Genomic DNA, 17,578 nt, shown 5'->3' on the forward strand with positions numbered 1-17,578 from the left:
CGGCCGCGGATGGGCCAAGTCAGGGCCATGTCCAAGAGCTACACGGGTCAGACCTTCCTCGACCGGCTCACCGTAGGCCGGCATCAACTGCTGGGCGGACAAGGGCTACCAGGGCGCGGGCGGCACGGTCCGCCTCGCTCACCGAGGTGCGGGTGACTGTGGAGACCCTGGCGCTGCGGCAGGCGATCGAACACGGCGACCTGGCCTGGGAGTCGCGTCTGCTGGCCGCGCACCACACACTCGCCTCCGTCCCCACCACGGACGAGGACGGCACCATCAGCGCGGAGTGGCTGGTTGCGCACGCCCGCTTCCACGAGGCGCTCGGCGAAGGCGGCCCGAACGTCCGGCTGAACCGCCTCGCCGACTCCCTGCGTGACGTCGCATATCTCATGACGCACTGCGGCTGCTCCGCAGTCGATGCTGACCAGGTCGCCGTCGCGCAGGCGGTGGTCGTCGGGATGCCGTGCGCGACGGCGTCGTGCACGGAGGCGGCGAGCAGGACATGTCGGCGTGACCGTGAGGCGCGCGCCGTCGGGCCGGGAACCGGGCGTTCCTGACGCGGCACCGCACGAGCGTGTGCCGGTCCGTGCCGGGCGCTGAAAGCGTCCGGTAAGGAAGCTCTCCCTACCTTCCGTCAGTGAGGTGAGCAGCGGCTGCCGCCGCTGCCGGTCACTGGGAGGGAATCGTGGAGAAGCTGAGCGGATGGGTGATCCGCCATCGGCTGGTGGTGGGTCTCAGCTGGCTGGTGATCACAGTGGTGGGCGTGCTGGTGGCGCCGTCGCTCTCGGGCCGACTGCAACCAGGCACCCATGTCACCGGCCCCGGCTACACCGCCAACGTACAGATCGCCCGGAGTTATGGAGGCGCGACCCAGGACCCCGCAGTCGTGGTCCTGGACCTCCCGACCGGACAGACCGTCAACTCGCCGCAGGCGCAGGCGACACTGCGGGCGGTGGACAGGGGCATCGCCACGGCGGCGCCGAGCCTGCGCCTGGTCTCCTACGCCTCGACCGGCAGCCGGACGCTGGTCGGGAACGGTGGGACGAGCACGATCGTCCTGGCCTATCCGCCGAAGCCCGGTGACGACATGGCCACCGATCAGGTCGACGCCCTCACCAGGGCCGCCACGACCGCGGCGCCCGGTCTGACCGTGCACGGCACCAGTCTGCGGGCCCTGGAGGCCGGCAACACCACCGGAGGCGGCAACTCCAGCGTCACCAGTGAGCTGATCATCGGAGCGATCGGCGCGCTGGTGATCCTGGCCTGGGTGTTCGGGTCGCTGCTGGCGCTCTTGCCGCTGGGCATGGCCCTGATCTCGGTGCTGACGATGCAACTGCTCGTCTACGGGCTGACGTTCCTGATGCCGTCGTCCTCGCCGATCCACCCGGCCGTGCAGTACATCGTGGCGCTGCTGGGCCTGGGCCTGTCGATCGACTACTCGCTGCTGGTGGTCACCCGCTGGCGCGAGGAGCGCGCGGCCGGCAGGGGCAACGACGAAGCGGTGCGCGCGGCCGTGCAGCGGGCCGGGCACAGCGTCTGGTTCAGCGGCATGGTGGCCTCGCTCGGCCTGTTCGCGCTGACCGTCATCCCCAACTCGATGGTCCGCGGCATCGGTGTGTCCGGGCTGTTCATCCCCTCCACCGCGACCCTGGTCGCGCTGACGCTGCTCCCCGCGGCGCTGTCCAAGATCGGGCCGCGGGTGGACTGGCCGCGGCGGGCGTCGCGACGGCAGGCGGACAGCCGGTTCTGGACCGGCTGGTCGAAGTTCGTGATCAAGCACCGCGTGGCTTCGGCGGTCGCGGGCCTGGGCATCCTGGCCGCGCTGACCGCCACCGCCGCGACCATCGACATCAGCAGGCCGAGCAGCCACGCACTGGCCACCGCCGGCGCCTACACCGACGGCCTGCACACCCTGGAAACCGACGGATTCCCGTCCGGGACGTTGACCGCGGTGCCGGTGTACGTCCCGCACGCCGTCGACGCGGGGAACACCGTGAACGCCCTGGACACCGTTTCCAGCCTGCACGGCGCCGTAGCCCCGGCAGGACCGGCCTGGCACACCAGGGGCAGCGCGATGGTCATCGCGATCCCGCACCACGAGGTCGGCAGCGCCGGCGGCGGCACCTCGCTGGCCGACATCCGCCGCAGCGTCCCATCCGGTGTGCTGGCCGGCGGCGAGGGCGCACAGAAGATGGACGAGACCAGCGCCACCTACGGCTCGTTCCCACTGCTGTTCGCTGTGGTCGCGGTGGTCACCTTCCTGCTGCTGACCCGCGGAATGCGGTCGGTCCTGCTACCCGCCAAGGCCGTGCTGCTCAACATGCTGTCCGTGGCGGCCTCCTACGGCCTGCTGGTGATCGTCTTCCAGCACGGCATCGGCATGAAAGCGCTGTGGGGCGCGTCCACCTACGGGGCGATCGACTCCCTTGCCCCGGTGCTCATCTTCGGGTTCCTGTTCGGCGTGTCCATGGACTACGAGGTGTTCATCCTGGCCAGGGTCCGCGAGGGATACGACCGCACCGGATCCACGCGGGAGGGCATCATCGAGGGTGTGTCGCGCACCGGCCGCCTGGTGACCTCCGCCGCGTTGATCCTGTTCTTCGCGCTCGCCTCGTTGGCCACGGCGAACGACGTCACCGTGCGCGAGATCGCCATGGGCCTGGCGTTCGGGGTGGTGCTGGACGCTATCGTGGTCCGGATGCTGCTGCTGCCCGCACTGGTCTCGCTGTTCGGCGACTGGAACTGGTGGCTGCCGGACCGGGCCGCGCGACTGCTCCGGCTCCCGGTGACGCGGCCGGCCGACGAGGCCCTTCCGGAGCTGGTTCCGCAGCGGATCGGGGAGGCATAGGCCGTGCGGGTGCTGGTGGTCGAGGACGAGCCGGACGTCGCCGAGGCCCTGGTCTGGGGCCTGCGGGCCGAGGGATACGTCGTCGACGCGACGGACAACGGCACGGAGGGGCTGTGGATGGCGACGGAGAGCGCCTACGACGTCATCGTGCTGGACGTCATGCTGCCCGGCCTGGACGGGTACCAGGTGGCCAAGCGCCTGCGCGAGCGCGAGCGCTGGACGCCGATCCTGATGCTCACCGCCATGGACGACGACCTCGACCACGCCGAGGGGCTGGACTCCGGTGCGGACGACTACCTCTCCAAGCCGTTCTCCTACCCGGTCCTCCTCGCGCACCTGCGCTCCCTGACCCGACGCACCCTCGGTGCCAGGCCGACGGTGCTCATCGCCGCCGGCCTGGCACTGGACCCCGCCGGGCGCACCGTCACCCGCGACGGTGCGCCTCTGGAGGTGACCGACCGGGAGGCCGCCGTGCTGGAGTACCTGCTGCGGCGCAAGGGCTCCGTCATCTCCAAGGCCGAACTGCTGGAACACTGCTGGGACGCCCACTCCACCGGCGACCCGGCGATCGTCGAGGTCCTCGTGCACCGGCTGCGGCGCAAGATCGAGAGGCCGAGCGGGCCGACCGTCATCGAGACCGTGCGCGGCAAGGGATACGTCATCAGAAGCGAGAAACCATGAACGGGCTTGCGCGCGCCTGGCGCCGTCTGGCGCACGGCGCGCGCCCTCGCACCGTGCGGACCCGCGTCACGGTCATCGCCGGTCTCGCGCTCACCGCGGCCGTCATCATCGGGCTCCTCGTGATGTACCTGCTGCAGGTCGGCCAGGTCAAGCGCACCATCGCCGGGCAACTGCGCACCTACGCAGTCCAGATCGAGCAGTCGGCCACCGCCGGGGCGTTCCCGCAGCCACTGCCGCAGTCGGTGCTCGACGCGCAGGCCCAGTCCCAGGTCCTCGCCCCGGACGGGACCGTCATCGCCTCGACACGCAGTCTGGCCGGCAGGCCCGCTGTGTTCGCGCTTGCGGCGGATGCCACGACCCCGGTTCGGCAGAAGGCCGCCGACGGCGTCCTTCCCGGCGAGCTCTCCGTCCTCGGCGAGCACACCGAGGTCGGCGGCCGACCGGTCACCGTCATCACCCTGACTGCCACCAACCAACGCGACCAGGTCGACGAGACCTTCGGCCGGCTGCTCGTCATCGGTGTGCCGGGCACGCTCCTGGTGGCGTGCGGCACCGTGTGGTGGGTGGTCGGCCGCGCGCTGCGGCCGGTGGAGCAGATCCGGCGCACCGCCACCGCCATCACCGCCACCGAGTTGTCCCAGCGCGTCCCCGAGCCCGGCACCGACGACGAGATCGGCCACCTGGCCCGCACCATGAACGACATGCTCGCCCGGCTGGACGACTCCGCCGCGCGGCAACGCCGCTTCGTCGCCGACGCCAGTCATGAACTCCGCAGCCCCCTGACGGCCATCCGCACCGGCCTCGAGGTCGGACTCGCACACCCCGACCGCGCACCCTGGCCCGACATCGCCTCACGGGCCGCCCGGCAGACCGAACGCCTCGAAGCGCTGATCTCTCAGCTCCTCGCCCTGGCCAGGGCCGACGCCGGAAAGCTGGCCGCGCGCCGGCAAACCGTCGACCTGTCCGCGTTGCTCGCCGAGATCGGGGCGACAACCACGGCGCCGCACCTGGAGATCGAACTCGCGGTCCCGGTGCACACGACGGTGACCGGCAACCCGGAGGACCTGTCCCGGCTGCTGCGCAACCTCATCGACAACGCGGCCCGGTACGCGCGGACGAGGGTGTCCGTCACGGCGGAGGTCGAACCGGACGGCATCCGGGTCGAGATCGGCGATGACGGACCGGGAATCCCGGTCGAGGAACGTGAGCGGGTCTTCGACCGCTTCGTCCGCCTCGACGCCGACCGGGGACACGGCACCCGCTCCACCGGGCTCGGGCTGCCCATCGCCCGGGAGATCGCCACGGCGCACGGCGGCACGATCACGCTCACCGAGACCGACGGCGGCGGAACGCGCGCCGTGGTGGCCCTGCCGCGCTGACCTCGGGCGACGTCCCTGGGGCACCGCAGTCGGCGCCAGGCGCATTCGCCCGCTACCGTTCGGGTGTGGTTCGCCGCGATCGGGCGACTGACCTGGCGGCTCCTGGTGTTCCTCGAAGATGCACACGTGCGGGGAGTGCTCCAGCAGGTGGGAGCCGTCTACCACTTCCGGCATCTGCGATTGCAGGAACGCCTCGCTCCGCCTGTCCCGGACGCTTCCACACCGTCTGCCAGGGGCCCGAACGCTTCACGGGGTAGATCTCTCCAGGGGATTCCGGTGCGGTACCGGTAGATGATCCCTTCGATGATGCGGCGGTGATCGGCGAACGGACGCCCTGCCTTCCCCGTGTTGTGGGGAAGACAGGGCGCCAGCCGAGCCGACTGTTCCTCAGTCAGCAGGCACATACGCCCGCTCGTGGTCACCGAGGCCGGTAGGCGGTGGCCAGCACGGAGACGGTTACTTGATCGGGCAGGGAGCCGTCATCGGCCAGATTTGCACGGCTCACATGGCGGGCGCTCGGCGTCATCGCCACCAGGTCCAGGGCGTCCTGCTTGGACAGATCCGCGGAGTATTCAACCTCTTCGGTGACGGCGGCCTCAAAGAAGGGGTCCAGCGCCTGGTGCAGGCGCTGTTCCTTGGTCGGGTCGATCGTGACCATCGCAGGCAGCCGGTCGTGCAGCTCGGCCAGGTGCCGCCCGGTGGGACGGACCACGATCAACCTGCCGGTCCGGCGCAGCACGCGGTGGAACTCGGCCGGGTTGCGCGGGGCGAACACGTCCAGCACGACATTGGCCACGTCGTCGGCCAGCGGGAAGGGACGGAAGACGTCCCAGGCGACCGCGGCGGCTCGGTCGTGGGCACGGGCTGCCGAGCGCAGCGCGCGCACCGACGTGTCCAGACCCAGACCACGGGCGCCGGGCAGCCGGTCGAGTACACCGGCCAGGTAGTAGCCCGTGCCACATCCCACGTCCACAATCGTGGCCTGCTCAGGCGCGCTATCGATCGCCAGGCGGGCCCCGAGGTTGCGGATGGGCGCGTAGGCGCCGGTGGACAGGAACCGGCTCCGGGCCTGAACCATGGCCGTGTCATCGCCGCTGGTGGCGCGGGTGCCCGTCAGCAGGCCGGCGTAGCCGTGGCGGGCGATGTCGAAGGTGTGGCCCACCGGACAGCGCAGTGCTCCGCGGACGGGGTGCAGAGGGCGCGTGCGGCACGTCGGGCAACACATCAGGTCGAGGGACAGTTCGAGGGCAGGGGGAAGCGACACGGGCACGAGGCACTCCTGGCAAGGGCGAAGGGAAGAAACCGTGCCTGCACGCGTGCACAGTGCGTCACTGCCTCAGGAAGGAACGGGCAGCGTCGGGAACGTTGTTCACGCAGGAGGCACACCAAGGAGGGCGACGCCGTCCGGCATCGCCCTCAGCGCCTTCCGGTCACAGGAAGCAGCAGTGCGGGGTGCTCATGAATGCCACGTCATGAGTCTACGAGCATCGGAGAAGCTCCCGACGCCCCAACGGAGTTGGGAGACACGACCTAGATGTGACCTAGATGACCCAGACTGAGTTGAGTTTCCGTACTCACGTCCCAGACGGCTTCGTATTGCGAGCATCGGTGCAGCGGCGTGGTCGAGAGCGCCGGGTTCCTTCAGCCGAGAGTGTTCGAGAGAGTTACGGAGAACTCGCCATGTCCCGTCGTATCGCCCTGTCCGTCGTCGCCGGTGTTGTCGTCCTGGCGGGTTGCGGGGCCTTCGCTCTCGCGTATGCCGGGGACCAGCCGCCCGCCCTCGCGCACAACACCGCCCGCTACACCGCCCCGGTCGGCGAGCGGGACGGCTCGTTCACCTTCTCCACCGAGGTCGCGGCGTCCTCCGGGGTGAAGGCCCTGAAGGTGCTGGGCTGGCCTGAGAAGTCGGGACTTGCCGTGAAGCAGCCGACCGCCAAGGAGATGAGTCGTGCGGAGTCAGCCCGATGCAAGCCCGCCGGCGCGGACACCGTGCGGTGCATATACACGGCCGCGGTGACGGCTGCCGAGGCCGCTTCGTCCCCGCGCGGCTCCTGGCATGTCGCCGTCCTCGCCACTGCCAAGGACGGCACCACCACCCTGGACACCGAGGCGGCGGACTTCACGGTCGGCTGACCGGACTTTCGAACGGCAGCCGGGGCACTCTCCGGGCAGCCCCTAGTTGTTGCGGGTCAGGACGTTGGTGACGTGAGTTGTTGGAAGATCAGCTGGTGAGCAAGTTGTGCCGTCGCGAGCAGGTCCTTGCGAGCCGTGGCGACGTTGGACCGCACTGACAATCCGTGCCAGACGGATTGGACGAACCCGGTCAGGACTGCTGCGTTGGTGCCCGCGGCCAGTTCCCCGTCCTGGATCGCTCGTTCGATGCGTACGAGGAGGGCCTGCTCGTTCGAGCTGTGCAGTTCAGCGACGTAGGCGCTGGTATCGAGCGTGCTCGTGCTGTCGGTCATCACGGCGCTGCTGATGAGACATCCGGGATGCGTGTCGCTTGGCTGGGTGAACTCGTGGACCGAGTCGGTGAGGATGCGTTCGATGACCGTCTGGATGTCCTTCTCGCCGACAGCCTGCTGGTAGATCTCGCGGTAACGCTCGGCGTAGGTCCGCACCGCTTCCTCGAACAGTCCGGCCTTGCTGCCGAAGGCGGCGTAGAGGCTGGAGGTGGAAAGCCCGAGGGCTGCGGTCAGGGTGCGGGTCGAGGTGCCGGAGTAGCCGCGTCGCCAGAAGAGGCGAGCGGCGTCAAGGACCGCACGGTCGCGGTCGAAGGCTCGGGGGCGTCCACGGTTGCGTTCGGTCACGCTTGCATTGTAGATCGTTCGCTCCATAATAGATTTATGGAGCGAACGATTCAGAAGAAGCTGTCGGTCGGCGGGGACAGCTGGGTCACGGTCGATGTGTACGGGGAGCCGGATACCCCGGGCCTCGTCATCGTCCCGGGCGTGATGAGCGATGCACATACGTGGCGCCACGTTGCGGGCGCCATCGACGCTTGGCCCTCAGTGATAGTCGTAAACCGCCGGGGACGTGCCTCCTCAGGGCCGTTGACCGGTTCCTACTCGCTGCGGACAGAGGTTGTGGACCTCGGCGTGGTCCTTGACGAGTTCGACAGCACGAGGGCGCTCTTCGGCTGGAGCTACGGCGGCTTGATCACCTTGCTGGCCGCCAACGATCGCCCGATTCCCCAGGTGATCGCCTACGAGCCGGTGATGCACCCATTCGGACACCATGCACTGCAGGACCTGAAAAACGCGGCGGAGACGGCGGACTGGGATCGCTGCGTCGAGATCGTCAATCGTCAGATCTCCGGCTTCTCCGCTGCGCATGTCGAGGAGCTTCGGACCGATCAGCACGGTTGGACGATCTTGCGTCGCTTGAGCGGACCGCTGTACGCCGAACTCAGCGCGCTCAACGCGGCGCCGCCTCCGGATGTGATGGCGCGACAGGCAGATCAAGTCGACCTGATCATCGGCCAGTGCAACCGCGGAACAGCCCCCTACGGAACGTCGTTCGACAACGTGCGGCAGCACGTCGCTCACGCCGGAGTCCACGAACTCCCCGGCCAGGGCCACCTGGCCCACATTCAGGCGCCGGCAGAGCTTGGCCACCTGCTCAACAGCCTCGCCACCATCTGAGGGACATGCATGCCAACGCACCTCTGTCCATTGAGGGCCGCAGGCGACTCGTCGAGCGATGCCACACCGGGCGAGGTGGTGGAGCGGATCGAGCAGATGCGCCGAAACCACAAGTGGTCAGCAGGACGTATCGCCTTCGAACTCAGCCAAACCGGGCACGCCGTGAGCCGTCGCACCCTCACCCGGACCTCGCCCATCTCGGTCTGAGTAGACGACGATTCATCACACGGCATCACCCGCATCGAACGGCTCGTCACTGACAATGGCGCCTGCTACCGCGCCGACGCATTCACCCGCGCCCTACTCGGCTCACGGCACCAACGGATCCGACCGTACACGCCCCGGCGCAACGGGAAAGTGGAACGATACAAGCGGATCCTGTCAGAAGAGCTCCTGTACGCGCGCACTTGGACCTCCGAAACACGGCGAGTCCAGGCGCTGACGGTGTGGAACATCCACTACAACTACCACCGGCCTCACACCGCCCTCGGTGGACAACCACCCGCAGCAACACTCGGCCAGACCCTCACCAACGTATCGGCCTCATAGACCCAGTAGGGCTTCGCTAGGTGTATGCGTTGGCGTTGATCAACGAGCATGTTGGGTGAGTGGACACGCATGAAGTGAACCGATTACGGGCCGCGTTGGGACCGTTCGTGGCCGATGTGCACGGGCGGGCTGGACCAACTCGGCGCCTACACCACCCGTAGCGAGGAACGGCCCAACCTGCGCCGTATTCTCCTGGACCTCATTGAGGAGTACGCCCGCGGCGCTGGTCACGCCGACGTCATCCGTGAATCGGTCGACGGGCTCACGGGCCAGGACCCGCCGAGGTGAACCGCGGCACCTCGTGGCGGGAAGGGCGAGTTCCTGCCGCGTGATCACGGTCGGCAGCCTCAGAGGACCTGCCACGCGTCCTTGTTGATGCCCCGGTCTTCCCGGGCTCGTTCGTGGTATGTGTTCAGACGCTCGTGGAGGTAGCCAAGGATGGGCGGAGGATCATGGTGGCGGGACCTTTCCAGCATCTCCCACAAGACGATGTTGACTTCATGGGCAGCCTCGATGGCTGGACGATCTGCCAGCAGCACCAGTGCTTGGAGGAGAGCCGAGCGCCTGCGCTCAACTCCTCCATCGACGCAAGGAGCTCCTTGTGCGCATCGGAGTCTTCCTCCGCAAACCGTGCGAACTTTGATGCGTCAGCCAGCTCCTTTCCTTCACACACGCAGGCGTAGGCAATGAGCGTTTTCCAACCTCAGTGCCTGTGCCAGATCCCAGATCCAAGGCGCCTCCGATGGCTGTGACTACGTCTGGGTCAGGGCCAGGACCCAAGCGTGTGGACTGCCAGGAAGACGCAGAGCGTCAGTTGTACCGACCCGACAACTCGATGCCCGATCCGCAGCAGCACGACGGCCGTTACGCCGACCGCCAGGGCCAGAGCGCCGAAGCCCACCACTGGCGCCCACCCCAGGGGCGGCATGCTGGGCGCTGTCTGTCCGGAGCCGGCGTCCATCCGGCCCAGTCCCCGGACAGCGAGCACGATAACGACCAACAGCCCGGCCGCCACGTCCGCCACCAGTACGAGGAGCAGGAGACAACCTGCGTTGAGGGCACCCTCTCCGCCGGAGGGCTGCTTGTCGGCAAGTTCGCGCATGCCTCAACGGTCGCCCGGAATCCACCCTTCCGAACGGTCCGTCGCCGACTTGCAACTGACGCGTACTCCGCTGTTCATTGAGCCTTTTTTAAACCTCAGTTGGAGCAGGTCAGGTGCGGGACAAGGACGGCTTGGACGAGGTGGGTCATGCGGGTGACGGAGCATCGAAGCTTGCGCAGTAGCCGCCAGGTCTTGAGCGCGGCCATGGCCCTGTTCGACGAGTGCGCGGATCTTGGCGTGTGAGGGGTTGACCGCTTGCTGACCTGCGGACAGCGTCTCCCAGCGGCCCAGTAGGGCAGCCGGACAGCGAGCGTGGATGTACCCAACGGCAAGGCCGTATCCTGCCGTGGTCGAAGCAGGCGGCTCCTTCGCCTTCGACGAGTTCGGGCAGCTCGGCATCCGCCCCACCGCCGGCGTCTGCTGGGCGAAGGAGGGCAAGTCCAACAGGTTGTCGGCGACCTTCCACCGCACCCACGGGGCCACCTACTTCCACGGCTGCTACTCGGTTGGCGACGACACTCTCTGGGGTGTCAACCGCCGTCACAATGGCACCGTCCCGTCGCTGGCCGCCCTGCAATCGATCCGGGCCGCCCGACCGGACGGCGCCCCGATCTACGTGATCCTGGACAACCTGTCCGCCCGTAAGGGCAGCAAGATCCGCCGGTGGGCCCGGAAGAACGAGGTCGAGCTGTACTTCACGCCGACCAACGCCTCCTGGGCGAATCCGATCGAGGCGCAAACCACACTGTGCAGACAAGGGAGTTGCAGCGATACCGCGCTGGCGCAACCAGAAAGCCCGGCACCTCGATGTCCTGGCCGCTCAGCGCCGTGAACGGGCTTGCATCCGCACGAGAAGGGAATCCGCTGGGGCGGACGTCCCCTTACTGTCCCAGCGCACCAGTTGTCTCACACCGTCTTGATGCAGCCGCCTTCGATGACGTAATCAGCACCGGTGATGCTCGCCGCGCGGTCCGAGGGGAGAAACGCGACGATGGCCGCGACCTCGTCGGCCTCCACCATGCGGCCAGTTGCCCATCGTTGCCCATCGCTACGGGCACCCCGGCCACGAAGTCTCGGTGGCCAACGCCGTTCGCCTGGGCGAGGCGGGCGCCGAAGCCATCGGCGTCCTCCCACATCCCCCGTACGCGTCGGACCGGGAGAGACGGTGTTCACGCGCACACCCTGAGGGCCGAACTCCTCGGACAGCGCCTTGCCGAACGCGTTCAGCCCTGCCTTCGCGACGCCGTACTCGATCGGACCCGTGCCCGGCAGGCGCAGGGGTTTCCCCCTTCCGGTGAGTCGGCTGTCTCGGTCGGTGCAGAGGTCCCCAGAGCGGAACCCGTCCGTTAGATGACGGACGCTCGGGCGCAACCTTCCGGTGTTCTGACGTGTCCACGTAGTGTGCTGACAATATGCAGAACATGGCGGACAGCGGCGGCCGCCGCTGTCGCGACCGCCGCTATGGCGTTCGCAACCCCGGCCGCGCACGCCGCCGGAACGACGCTCGTCCTGGACACCCAGGAGAACTACTACCTCCCCACCGAAGGCGAGGGCCCGAACCTGGGCCTCGGCATCACCGCCTCGGGCGGGGACGCCCATGACGTCTCGGTCGCGGTCGACGCGTCGTCCCTCGCCGGGAAGGCCACGATGGTGGTCACGGGGGACTGCGTGAGCACCGGCACCCTGAAGGTGAGGTGCGACGTGGGCCCGCTGTCGGGCAAAGAGTCGATCGACCCGTTCTTCCTGAAGCCCACCGCGGCCGCCAAGGCGGGCGACACCGGCGCCATCACCTACACCGCCACCGCCTCCGACGCGGCCACCGTGAAGGGGAAGACGGACGTCCTGGTCGGCGGGCCGAAGCTCGTGAGCCGACCCTACCCGGCGCTGAAGGGCATCGCACCCGGCGCCGTCTTCAAGCGCACCCCAGCCTTCGCCAACACCGGCAAAGCCCCCGCTGACAAGGGCATCATGCTGCTGGTGCAGGACTCAGAAGGCGTCTCTCTCGCCCGTGACCACTCCAACTGCCACTACTCGGACGGGCCCGACGCCGGCGCCTGGTGCCGATTCGACACCCCCGTCGCGCCCGGCGCGGCCTACAAGACGGACGCCCCACTGCGCTACACCGCCTCCAAGGACACGATGTACGGCTACAACACCTACGTCGTGTGGCCGGTCGGCGGCACCGCGCCCGACTCCTTCGACCCGTCCGGCTTCCCCCGGACCGGCACCGGCGCGCCGCTCGGCCTGAAGTCCGTCGCCGCCGGCTCGGGATTCACGGGCTCCGGGTACGGCACCTTTGCCACCACCCAGCACGCCGACTACCAGGCGCTCGGTGACACGGTCGAGGGCAAGGTCGGCGAGACGGTGAGCATCACCGTGGGCGTGCGGAACACCGGGCCGGGCCGGATGGACTTCCGGTGGGGGGACGCCGACAACTCCGGCACGTTCGTGGTGACCCCGCCCGCCGGCACCACCATCACCGGCGTCCCAGGCCCCGACGAGCAGGGCGACCCCGGGCCGCTGTGGAACTGCACACCGGGCAAGGCCGGCGCGAAGAGCTACACCTGCGCCATCGGCAGCACGGACTTCCGGCCGGGCGACGCGGTGACCCAGGAGTTCACGGTGCGGATCGACCGGGTCGTCCCCGGCGCGCGGGGCAGCGTGCGGGCGGTGGAGAACCCCCAGTACCCCAATCGTGACGACGACGCGGCGAACGACACCGCGGCGATCGCGGTGAAGGCCACCGGCGCGGCGCCGTCCAGCCCGTCGCCCAGCGCCTCCGCATCTCCGTCGGCCAGCGCGAGCCCGTCCGGTTCCGGGGCTGGAACCGGGAGCGGGACGACGACTGGCGGCGGGCTCGCCGCCACGGGCGCGGACGGAGTCCTGCTGCGGGCGGGCACCGCCGTCCTGCTGGTGGCGGGCGGCGCGCTGGCGTTCCTGGCGGCGCGGAGGTCGCGGCCGCAGGGCGGCCGCTGACACCTGTCCTGTGTCAGAGCCTGTGTCTGAACTGCTGAGGTGAATCTCCGGCCAGGTCTAGCCTGGCTGAGTGTTCGAGTTCGTCGGGCCGCCGCTTCAGCGGTGTTGTCCGGTGTGCGATGCCCCGTTGGAGTCGCGGGCGGCGCCTCGGGCGGTGTTCTGCCCGACACGCTGCCGATGCGCCTCCTATCGGCGGAGGCAACCGTTCGCCGAAGCGCCGAACTGACGCTTGAGTGAACGGTCGCCGCGACCGTTTCGGCTCCGTTCGGTCAATTCGGGTCGATGCTGGTGGACGGTCTCTCGGCAGGTTGACGCTGGCCCGTATCGCGGGAGGCCGCCCACACGTCTGATGAACTTCCGCGTGAGGGAGCCAGTTCGACGGACAATTCGACACCACGGAGCTCGGGAGCTCAGGCAAATCCGCTTGAAGTCGTGGCTGAGCTCAAGGGAGCGGTAGTGAACGGGACGTGGTGGCTCACACAGGGCGACATGCGGATCGGCGAACTTCGCCAGTACGCAACTGATCAGCCAACGTTCCTCTGCCACTTCATCCCGGGACCTGGATGGGGAGGGGTCCGTGCGCTGTTCGAGAGCTGGGCGGCCCTGCACGGCCCGGACCCCGACGGCTCTCGAACAGCGCAGGCCATCAAGCCCATCATGGACCTCGGGCTAACGCTGGTTCCCGAAGTCGAAGGTCGGCCCATGGCGCTCTTCAAAGAGTGCATCGTCCGTATCGACGGTGACATCGCCCGCGTGCGCTGCTGACCTCGACGAAGTCGCCGACCACAAAGAACAAGCTCAGGGACCCGGCCGTACCAGTCGTGTCCGAGAGCGCCACGCGAGAACTGGGCCCGGAGCGTCCCGTTCACCCCGTATGATCGCCTGCCGACCGGCCGGGTGAGGGCGTCGAATGCCCCACCACCGTCATGGCGGGAGTCGATCTTGAACAGGCAGCCGGCGACACCCGCGGTCTCGGGTACGACCCACGGTGGTCGGCCAGGTCACGCTGGAAGATCCATCGGTTCCTGTCCATCCAGCGGGCGCTCCCGGGGAGTCAGGGGGCTGGCCGGGCGGTCTGCTCCACGGGGCCGCCCGGCGTGGTGGGACATGCCGCGACTACAAAGGAGATCGACGTGGCTGTGCCAGGTGGTGGCCAAGGGGTGTCGCGATGTGTCTGACGGCTTGCCCCATGCGCAGGGTCCGAATCAGGGCCGCCTGCCGCAGCACGGCGGCGTAACGGCTGACCGCGGCGTCTGACGCTCCGAGCTGCGAGGCCAACTGTCGTCCGGTGACGCCGCCGGACGTGACGATCGCTGCGAGTACTTCCGCTCTGCCGTCGCCCAGCAGGGAGCGGAGCGCGGCCATGTGGTCCAGCTCAACCCGTGGAGGGGCGCCGGCGGGGATCCGGATGGTCAGGCGATCGCTGGTTGGTTCAGCCAGGGTGACCCGCCGGTTGAGGGCGACTGGCTGGATCTGGAGCGAGCGCTCGCCGAGCTCAAGGTCTGCTTCGAATGCCGTCGGCACCTCGACGACGCCAGGCCGGAGCCTGACGTCGTGTCCGAGCCGGTGCAGCATCTTCGAGGCACCGTCGGCGACGTAGAAGTGTGACAGGTCGGCGGCGCGGGCCGCGACTGCCGAGCTGATCCCCGAGTGGTGCGGGTCGACCGCGTCGCTGCGCAGGTGGTCGATGGACGTGGCCAGGATGCTGTTGGCGCGGTCGTCTCCTTCGGCAAGGGCTTTGGTGAAGGGTGTCGGTCGGCGGTGCGCGAACAGGTGGGAGAGATACACGTGGTCTACGCCCTCAGCGAGGTCTGGGGAGGTGCTGCGGGAGTAGAGCTGCGTCAGCGGTTGGTCAGGCTGTCTGCCGCCAGCAAGAGCACGCCCAGCAGCGGTCAACTCCGCGTCGAAGTCGGCGATGCCGGAAATCCTCACGTTGCCTAAACCCTCCGACCCTAGATGAATGCGTATCAACTACCCCCCCATGGTCTTGACGCTCTCGACTGGGCTTTTGCGCTACGCGGCAAAAGCTACCCGAGCGGAGGCCTAGCCGAAACGATGGGGGACACAACGCCGGCACGGCGCTGTGCGGGGTGGGACAGCGCTGACCCCCCTGGCTGACCTCGCACCTAGGACGAATCTAGGGCGGCCAACGGACCCGTGTACATAGGTCTTCACGGGTGGTCAGCCGTTCCCGCGCAACGCAGAGGACAGCGACGAAACGTTCGGTCAATGCAGTAGCAGGAAAACGTCAGGTCGGGGTCATGGCGAATTAAAGACCTGCCAGCCGAATCCGGCTCGCGGAAAGCAACGAAAGGACACGCTCGGAGGCGTCGCCGAGGAGTGTTCGTCATCGCACGAAAGTGCGGGCGGGCGATTCCATGAATGCGGCGCAAGTACATGAAGCACATGACATTACATCAGAGAACCACGAAGAGGAGCTGGACATGAGCGTACGAATGAGGACAGCACAGCGCACAGCCCGGGCGTTGACCGTGACCGGGATGCTGATGGCGAGCCTCACACTCGGCAGCGTCGCTACCGCGGTGGCGCAGCCCACTTCTGAGAACCTCGGGGCAGAGAAGGCAGTGCTGGTCAAAGTCGTTTCCGCCACGGACCACAAGGCTGCCTATGCCAGCCTCTCCACCCCGGACAAGGCACTGTTCGCCAAGGCTCTCCGGCACCAGAAGGTCAAGGAGGTGAAGCACACACACCGTATGTCATCGGCGGAGGTCTCGGCCGCCGTCGCCAGCGGCGATCTGGCGGCAAAGCCCGCGTTCGCGGCGATGAGCAGTGGGGGCGGCTGCTGGTCCGCCTACGCCTACGACACGTGGAGCAACCTCACCGTTCCCGAGGGCAACACCTGGTTTACCCTCAACTGGTGCAGCGACGGCACCAGAGTCACGACCTTCGACTATCGCAACGTGGGTGCTCAGGGTCTCAACACCTTTCAGTTCACGGGCATCGAAGCCAACATCGAGAAGAACTTCGACTGGGAGGCGCGCGAGGCCATCGAGTACCGGTTCAGCTTCGAAGGCAAGCGCTTCTACGTCTGCTCGCAACTCCGCGGTGGTGCGACCGGCCTGTACTCACACCGGCAGGACTGCAACATATTTGCGGGTTGATCTGCGCCGGCGGGTCGACATGCAAGAGAGCTTTCGGCAGCTTGCTGGAGCGCTTGTCAGTCCCTGCTCCTAAACCCCGGAGCAGTGGGCCGGTAACCTGATATCAGGCGGACCGAGGGTGAACAAGCTGACCGGCGCTTTCAGATTGATCAAGCTGCTGGGCCCTCGGTGGCCCTGAGCAGCGGTGGTGTGGACCAACGCCACGGCGTTTGCCCCTCCTTCCGTTGTGTCACCGCAGCCTCATGGATTCCCGTTCGGGGAACGGTCACGGTGACCGTTCCTCGAACGCTTGGGCAAAGGTGCGATGCAGTGTGTGGCGAGATGTGCCGAGGCCGGCGTCTCGGTTCATCGTGTCCGGGGGGTGTGGATGCATGCCGTTGTCTCAGTTCATCGTGTCTGCGGAGAGCCGGTTGGGTGCGGCCTTCCGTGGAAATGATCGCGAAGGCAGTGGGTGACCGCCTCTATGGTGTGCATCGCGAACGTCCACTGATCGACCCGGAGGTGTCATGCCCCTGCAGATGAGACTGTGCGCGATAACACTCGACTGCTCCGATCCGCTGGCGCTGGCGGCCTTCTATCAGCAGGCCACCGGCCTCGAACCTCACCCGAAATCCGACGTCAACTTCGCTGGTCTCAACTGTGAGAACGGACTCTTCATCGGCTTCCAACGAGTCGACGACTACCGGCCTCCCCGCTGGCCTGACCAAACTGTTCCTCAGCAGTCCCACCTCGACTTCGCGGTGGATGACCTGGACGAAGCCGAGACCCGGCTGCTCGAGCTGGGGGCGAGCAAACCTGATCATCAGCCGAATGAGGACAGGTGGCGGGTCCTCACCGATCCGGCTGGGCATCCTTTCTGCCTGGTCAGAGGCTGATAGACGCTGATGTCGACGACGTGCGCCGACGAAGCGGCGCCGGCCGCGGGCGGACACGTGGTGGTGGACATCGACGCAGTCCTCGTCCTGGCGCACTCCGAGAAGCAGGAAGCCATCGCGACCTGGAAGAAGACGTTCGGCCACCACCCGCCGATGGGATTCGTCGACCACGGCCGCGGCGGGTCCGGTGAGCCGGTCGTGGGCTTGCTGCGGCCCGACAACTCGGGCTCCAACACCTCCGCGGACCACATCAGGGTCACCAACGGTCTTGTCCGGACTCTGCCTCGACGTGACCGGCGCGGCGACGGCGAACGGTTCCAAGGTCCAGCTGTGGAGCTGCACCGGCGCATCGAACCAGAAGCGTTCACTCTCCAGCGGAGGCTGACGGACGAACGGCGTTCG

Annotated in this window: 15 protein-coding genes and 8 pseudogenes; 16 read left to right on the plus strand and 7 right to left on the minus strand. The window is 67.9% G+C overall.

From position 1 onward, the window contains the following. Positions 1 to 76 precede the first annotated feature (76 nt). The 5 genes and pseudogenes from ACWDAG_RS41905 to ACWDAG_RS41925 form a co-directional block, all read left to right on the plus strand. A pseudogene (locus tag ACWDAG_RS41905) lies at positions 77 to 193 on the plus strand (IS5/IS1182 family transposase); the annotation flags it as partial. Then, complete coding sequence (locus tag ACWDAG_RS41910) at positions 159 to 557, plus strand: FCD domain-containing protein (protein WP_450700863.1); 399 nt, start codon at positions 159 to 161, stop codon at positions 555 to 557. The pseudogene ACWDAG_RS41905 and the gene ACWDAG_RS41910, both read left to right, overlap by 35 nt. Before the next feature lie 128 nt (positions 558 to 685). Then, on the plus strand, positions 686 to 2,848 hold the full coding sequence (locus tag ACWDAG_RS41915) for an MMPL family transporter (RefSeq protein ID WP_450700821.1): 2,163 nt from the start codon (positions 686 to 688) through the stop codon (positions 2,846 to 2,848). Positions 2,849 to 2,851: 3 nt separating this feature from the next. Next, a complete protein-coding gene (locus ACWDAG_RS41920; RefSeq protein WP_450700822.1) occupies positions 2,852 to 3,529 on the plus strand; it encodes a response regulator transcription factor in 678 nt (225 codons plus the stop codon). After that, entirely contained in the window at positions 3,526 to 4,908 is a 1,383-nt protein-coding gene (locus ACWDAG_RS41925) for a sensor histidine kinase (RefSeq protein ID WP_450700823.1), read from the plus strand. The genes ACWDAG_RS41920 and ACWDAG_RS41925 overlap by 4 nt, the downstream gene beginning before the upstream one ends. A 211-nt stretch (positions 4,909 to 5,119) precedes the next feature. On the opposite strand, the pseudogene ACWDAG_RS41930 reads toward ACWDAG_RS41925, so the two are convergent. Continuing rightward, positions 5,120 to 5,312 (minus strand): annotated as a pseudogene (locus ACWDAG_RS41930) (transposase); the annotation flags it as partial. A 14-nt stretch (positions 5,313 to 5,326) separates the two neighbouring features. After that, positions 5,327 to 6,178, minus strand: a complete 852-nt coding sequence (locus ACWDAG_RS41935) for a putative RNA methyltransferase (protein ID WP_450700824.1) — start codon at positions 6,176 to 6,178, stop codon at positions 5,327 to 5,329. Between the two features lie 410 nt (positions 6,179 to 6,588). Between ACWDAG_RS41935 and ACWDAG_RS41940 the strand changes: the two genes are divergently transcribed. Continuing rightward, positions 6,589 to 7,041 carry a DUF5707 domain-containing protein gene (locus tag ACWDAG_RS41940; RefSeq protein ID WP_450700825.1) on the plus strand — a complete coding sequence of 151 codons (453 nt, stop codon included), beginning with the start codon at positions 6,589 to 6,591 and terminating at the stop codon, positions 7,039 to 7,041. Positions 7,042 to 7,097: 56 nt separating this feature from the next. Here ACWDAG_RS41940 and ACWDAG_RS41945 read toward each other — a convergent pair whose 3' ends face one another. Further along, positions 7,098 to 7,718, minus strand: coding sequence for a TetR/AcrR family transcriptional regulator (locus ACWDAG_RS41945; RefSeq protein WP_450700826.1), 621 nt, complete (start codon positions 7,716 to 7,718; stop codon positions 7,098 to 7,100). A gap of 36 nt (positions 7,719 to 7,754) precedes the next feature. Here ACWDAG_RS41945 and ACWDAG_RS41950 point away from each other — a divergent pair, with 36 nt between their 5' ends. The 3 genes and pseudogenes from ACWDAG_RS41950 to ACWDAG_RS41960 form a co-directional block, all read left to right on the plus strand. Beyond that, positions 7,755 to 8,552: an alpha/beta fold hydrolase gene (locus ACWDAG_RS41950; RefSeq protein ID WP_450700827.1), complete on the plus strand. Its 798-nt coding sequence runs from the start codon at positions 7,755 to 7,757 to the stop codon at positions 8,550 to 8,552. Positions 8,553 to 8,771: 219 nt separating this feature from the next. Next, a pseudogene (locus ACWDAG_RS41955) lies at positions 8,772 to 9,101 on the plus strand (integrase core domain-containing protein); the annotation flags it as partial. A 123-nt stretch (positions 9,102 to 9,224) separates the two neighbouring features. Then, a pseudogene (locus ACWDAG_RS41960) lies at positions 9,225 to 9,389 on the plus strand (mycothiol transferase); the annotation flags it as partial. Between the two features lie 475 nt (positions 9,390 to 9,864). On the opposite strand, the gene ACWDAG_RS41965 reads toward ACWDAG_RS41960, so the two are convergent. Then, positions 9,865 to 10,203, minus strand: coding sequence for an inner-membrane translocator (locus tag ACWDAG_RS41965; protein WP_450700828.1), 339 nt, complete (start codon positions 10,201 to 10,203; stop codon positions 9,865 to 9,867). A gap of 95 nt (positions 10,204 to 10,298) precedes the next feature. Continuing rightward, positions 10,299 to 10,508: pseudogene (locus ACWDAG_RS41970) on the minus strand (transposase family protein); the annotation flags it as partial. 62 nt (positions 10,509 to 10,570) lie between these two features. On the opposite strand from ACWDAG_RS41970, the pseudogene ACWDAG_RS41975 reads away from it, so the two are divergent. Further along, positions 10,571 to 11,146, plus strand: a pseudogene (locus ACWDAG_RS41975) (transposase); the annotation flags it as partial. A 245-nt stretch (positions 11,147 to 11,391) separates the two neighbouring features. On the opposite strand, the pseudogene ACWDAG_RS41980 reads toward ACWDAG_RS41975, so the two are convergent. Further along, positions 11,392 to 11,691 (minus strand): annotated as a pseudogene (locus ACWDAG_RS41980) (hypothetical protein); the annotation flags it as partial. Here ACWDAG_RS41980 and ACWDAG_RS41985 point away from each other — a divergent pair. Then, positions 11,665 to 13,179, plus strand: a complete 1,515-nt coding sequence (locus ACWDAG_RS41985; protein WP_450700829.1) for a hypothetical protein — start codon at positions 11,665 to 11,667, stop codon at positions 13,177 to 13,179. The pseudogene ACWDAG_RS41980 and the gene ACWDAG_RS41985 sit on opposite strands and share 27 nt — an antisense overlap. 432 nt (positions 13,180 to 13,611) lie before the next feature. Next, positions 13,612 to 13,944, plus strand: coding sequence for a hypothetical protein (locus ACWDAG_RS41990; protein ID WP_450700830.1), 333 nt, complete (start codon positions 13,612 to 13,614; stop codon positions 13,942 to 13,944). Positions 13,945 to 14,295: 351 nt separating this feature from the next. Here the strand turns inward: ACWDAG_RS41990 and ACWDAG_RS41995 are convergent, their stop codons facing one another. Further along, positions 14,296 to 15,111 (minus strand): ArsR family transcriptional regulator, encoded by an 816-nt coding sequence (locus ACWDAG_RS41995; protein WP_450700831.1) that lies wholly within the window; start codon positions 15,109 to 15,111, stop codon positions 14,296 to 14,298. Positions 15,112 to 15,623: 512 nt separating this feature from the next. Here ACWDAG_RS41995 and ACWDAG_RS42000 point away from each other — a divergent pair. The 4 genes and pseudogenes from ACWDAG_RS42000 to ACWDAG_RS42015 all read left to right on the plus strand — a co-directional run bounded on the left by ACWDAG_RS42000 (position 15,624) and on the right by ACWDAG_RS42015 (position 17,561). Then, positions 15,624 to 16,301, plus strand: a complete 678-nt coding sequence (locus tag ACWDAG_RS42000) for a hypothetical protein (protein WP_450700832.1) — start codon at positions 15,624 to 15,626, stop codon at positions 16,299 to 16,301. 506 nt (positions 16,302 to 16,807) lie between these two features. Next, positions 16,808 to 17,176, plus strand: a complete 369-nt coding sequence (locus ACWDAG_RS42005) for a VOC family protein (protein WP_450700833.1) — start codon at positions 16,808 to 16,810, stop codon at positions 17,174 to 17,176. Positions 17,177 to 17,200: 24 nt separating this feature from the next. Then, a pseudogene (locus ACWDAG_RS42010) lies at positions 17,201 to 17,479 on the plus strand (transposase); the annotation flags it as partial. After that, positions 17,466 to 17,561, plus strand: a complete 96-nt coding sequence (locus tag ACWDAG_RS42015) for a hypothetical protein (RefSeq protein WP_450700864.1) — start codon at positions 17,466 to 17,468, stop codon at positions 17,559 to 17,561. The pseudogene ACWDAG_RS42010 and the gene ACWDAG_RS42015, both read left to right, overlap by 14 nt. Positions 17,562 to 17,578 lie beyond the last annotated feature (17 nt).

Source organism: Streptomyces sp. NPDC001157, assembly GCF_053598255.1.

What these genes read in the sequence shown, in the direction of transcription:
- ACWDAG_RS42005 (WP_450700833.1), top strand. Translation starts at nt 16,808, where the DNA reads ATGCCCCTGCAGATGAGACTGTGCGCGATAACACTCGACTGCTCCGAT.
- ACWDAG_RS41985 (WP_450700829.1), top strand. Translation starts at nt 11,665, where the DNA reads ATGGCGTTCGCAACCCCGGCCGCGCACGCCGCCGGAACGACGCTCGTC.
- ACWDAG_RS42000 (WP_450700832.1), top strand. Translation starts at nt 15,624, where the DNA reads ATGAGCGTACGAATGAGGACAGCACAGCGCACAGCCCGGGCGTTGACC.
- ACWDAG_RS41940 (WP_450700825.1), top strand. Translation starts at nt 6,589, where the DNA reads ATGTCCCGTCGTATCGCCCTGTCCGTCGTCGCCGGTGTTGTCGTCCTG.
- ACWDAG_RS41925 (WP_450700823.1), top strand. Translation starts at nt 3,526, where the DNA reads ATGAACGGGCTTGCGCGCGCCTGGCGCCGTCTGGCGCACGGCGCGCGC.
- ACWDAG_RS41950 (WP_450700827.1), top strand. Translation starts at nt 7,755, where the DNA reads ATGGAGCGAACGATTCAGAAGAAGCTGTCGGTCGGCGGGGACAGCTGG.
- ACWDAG_RS41965 (WP_450700828.1), bottom strand. Translation starts at nt 10,203, where the DNA reads ATGCGCGAACTTGCCGACAAGCAGCCCTCCGGCGGAGAGGGTGCCCTC.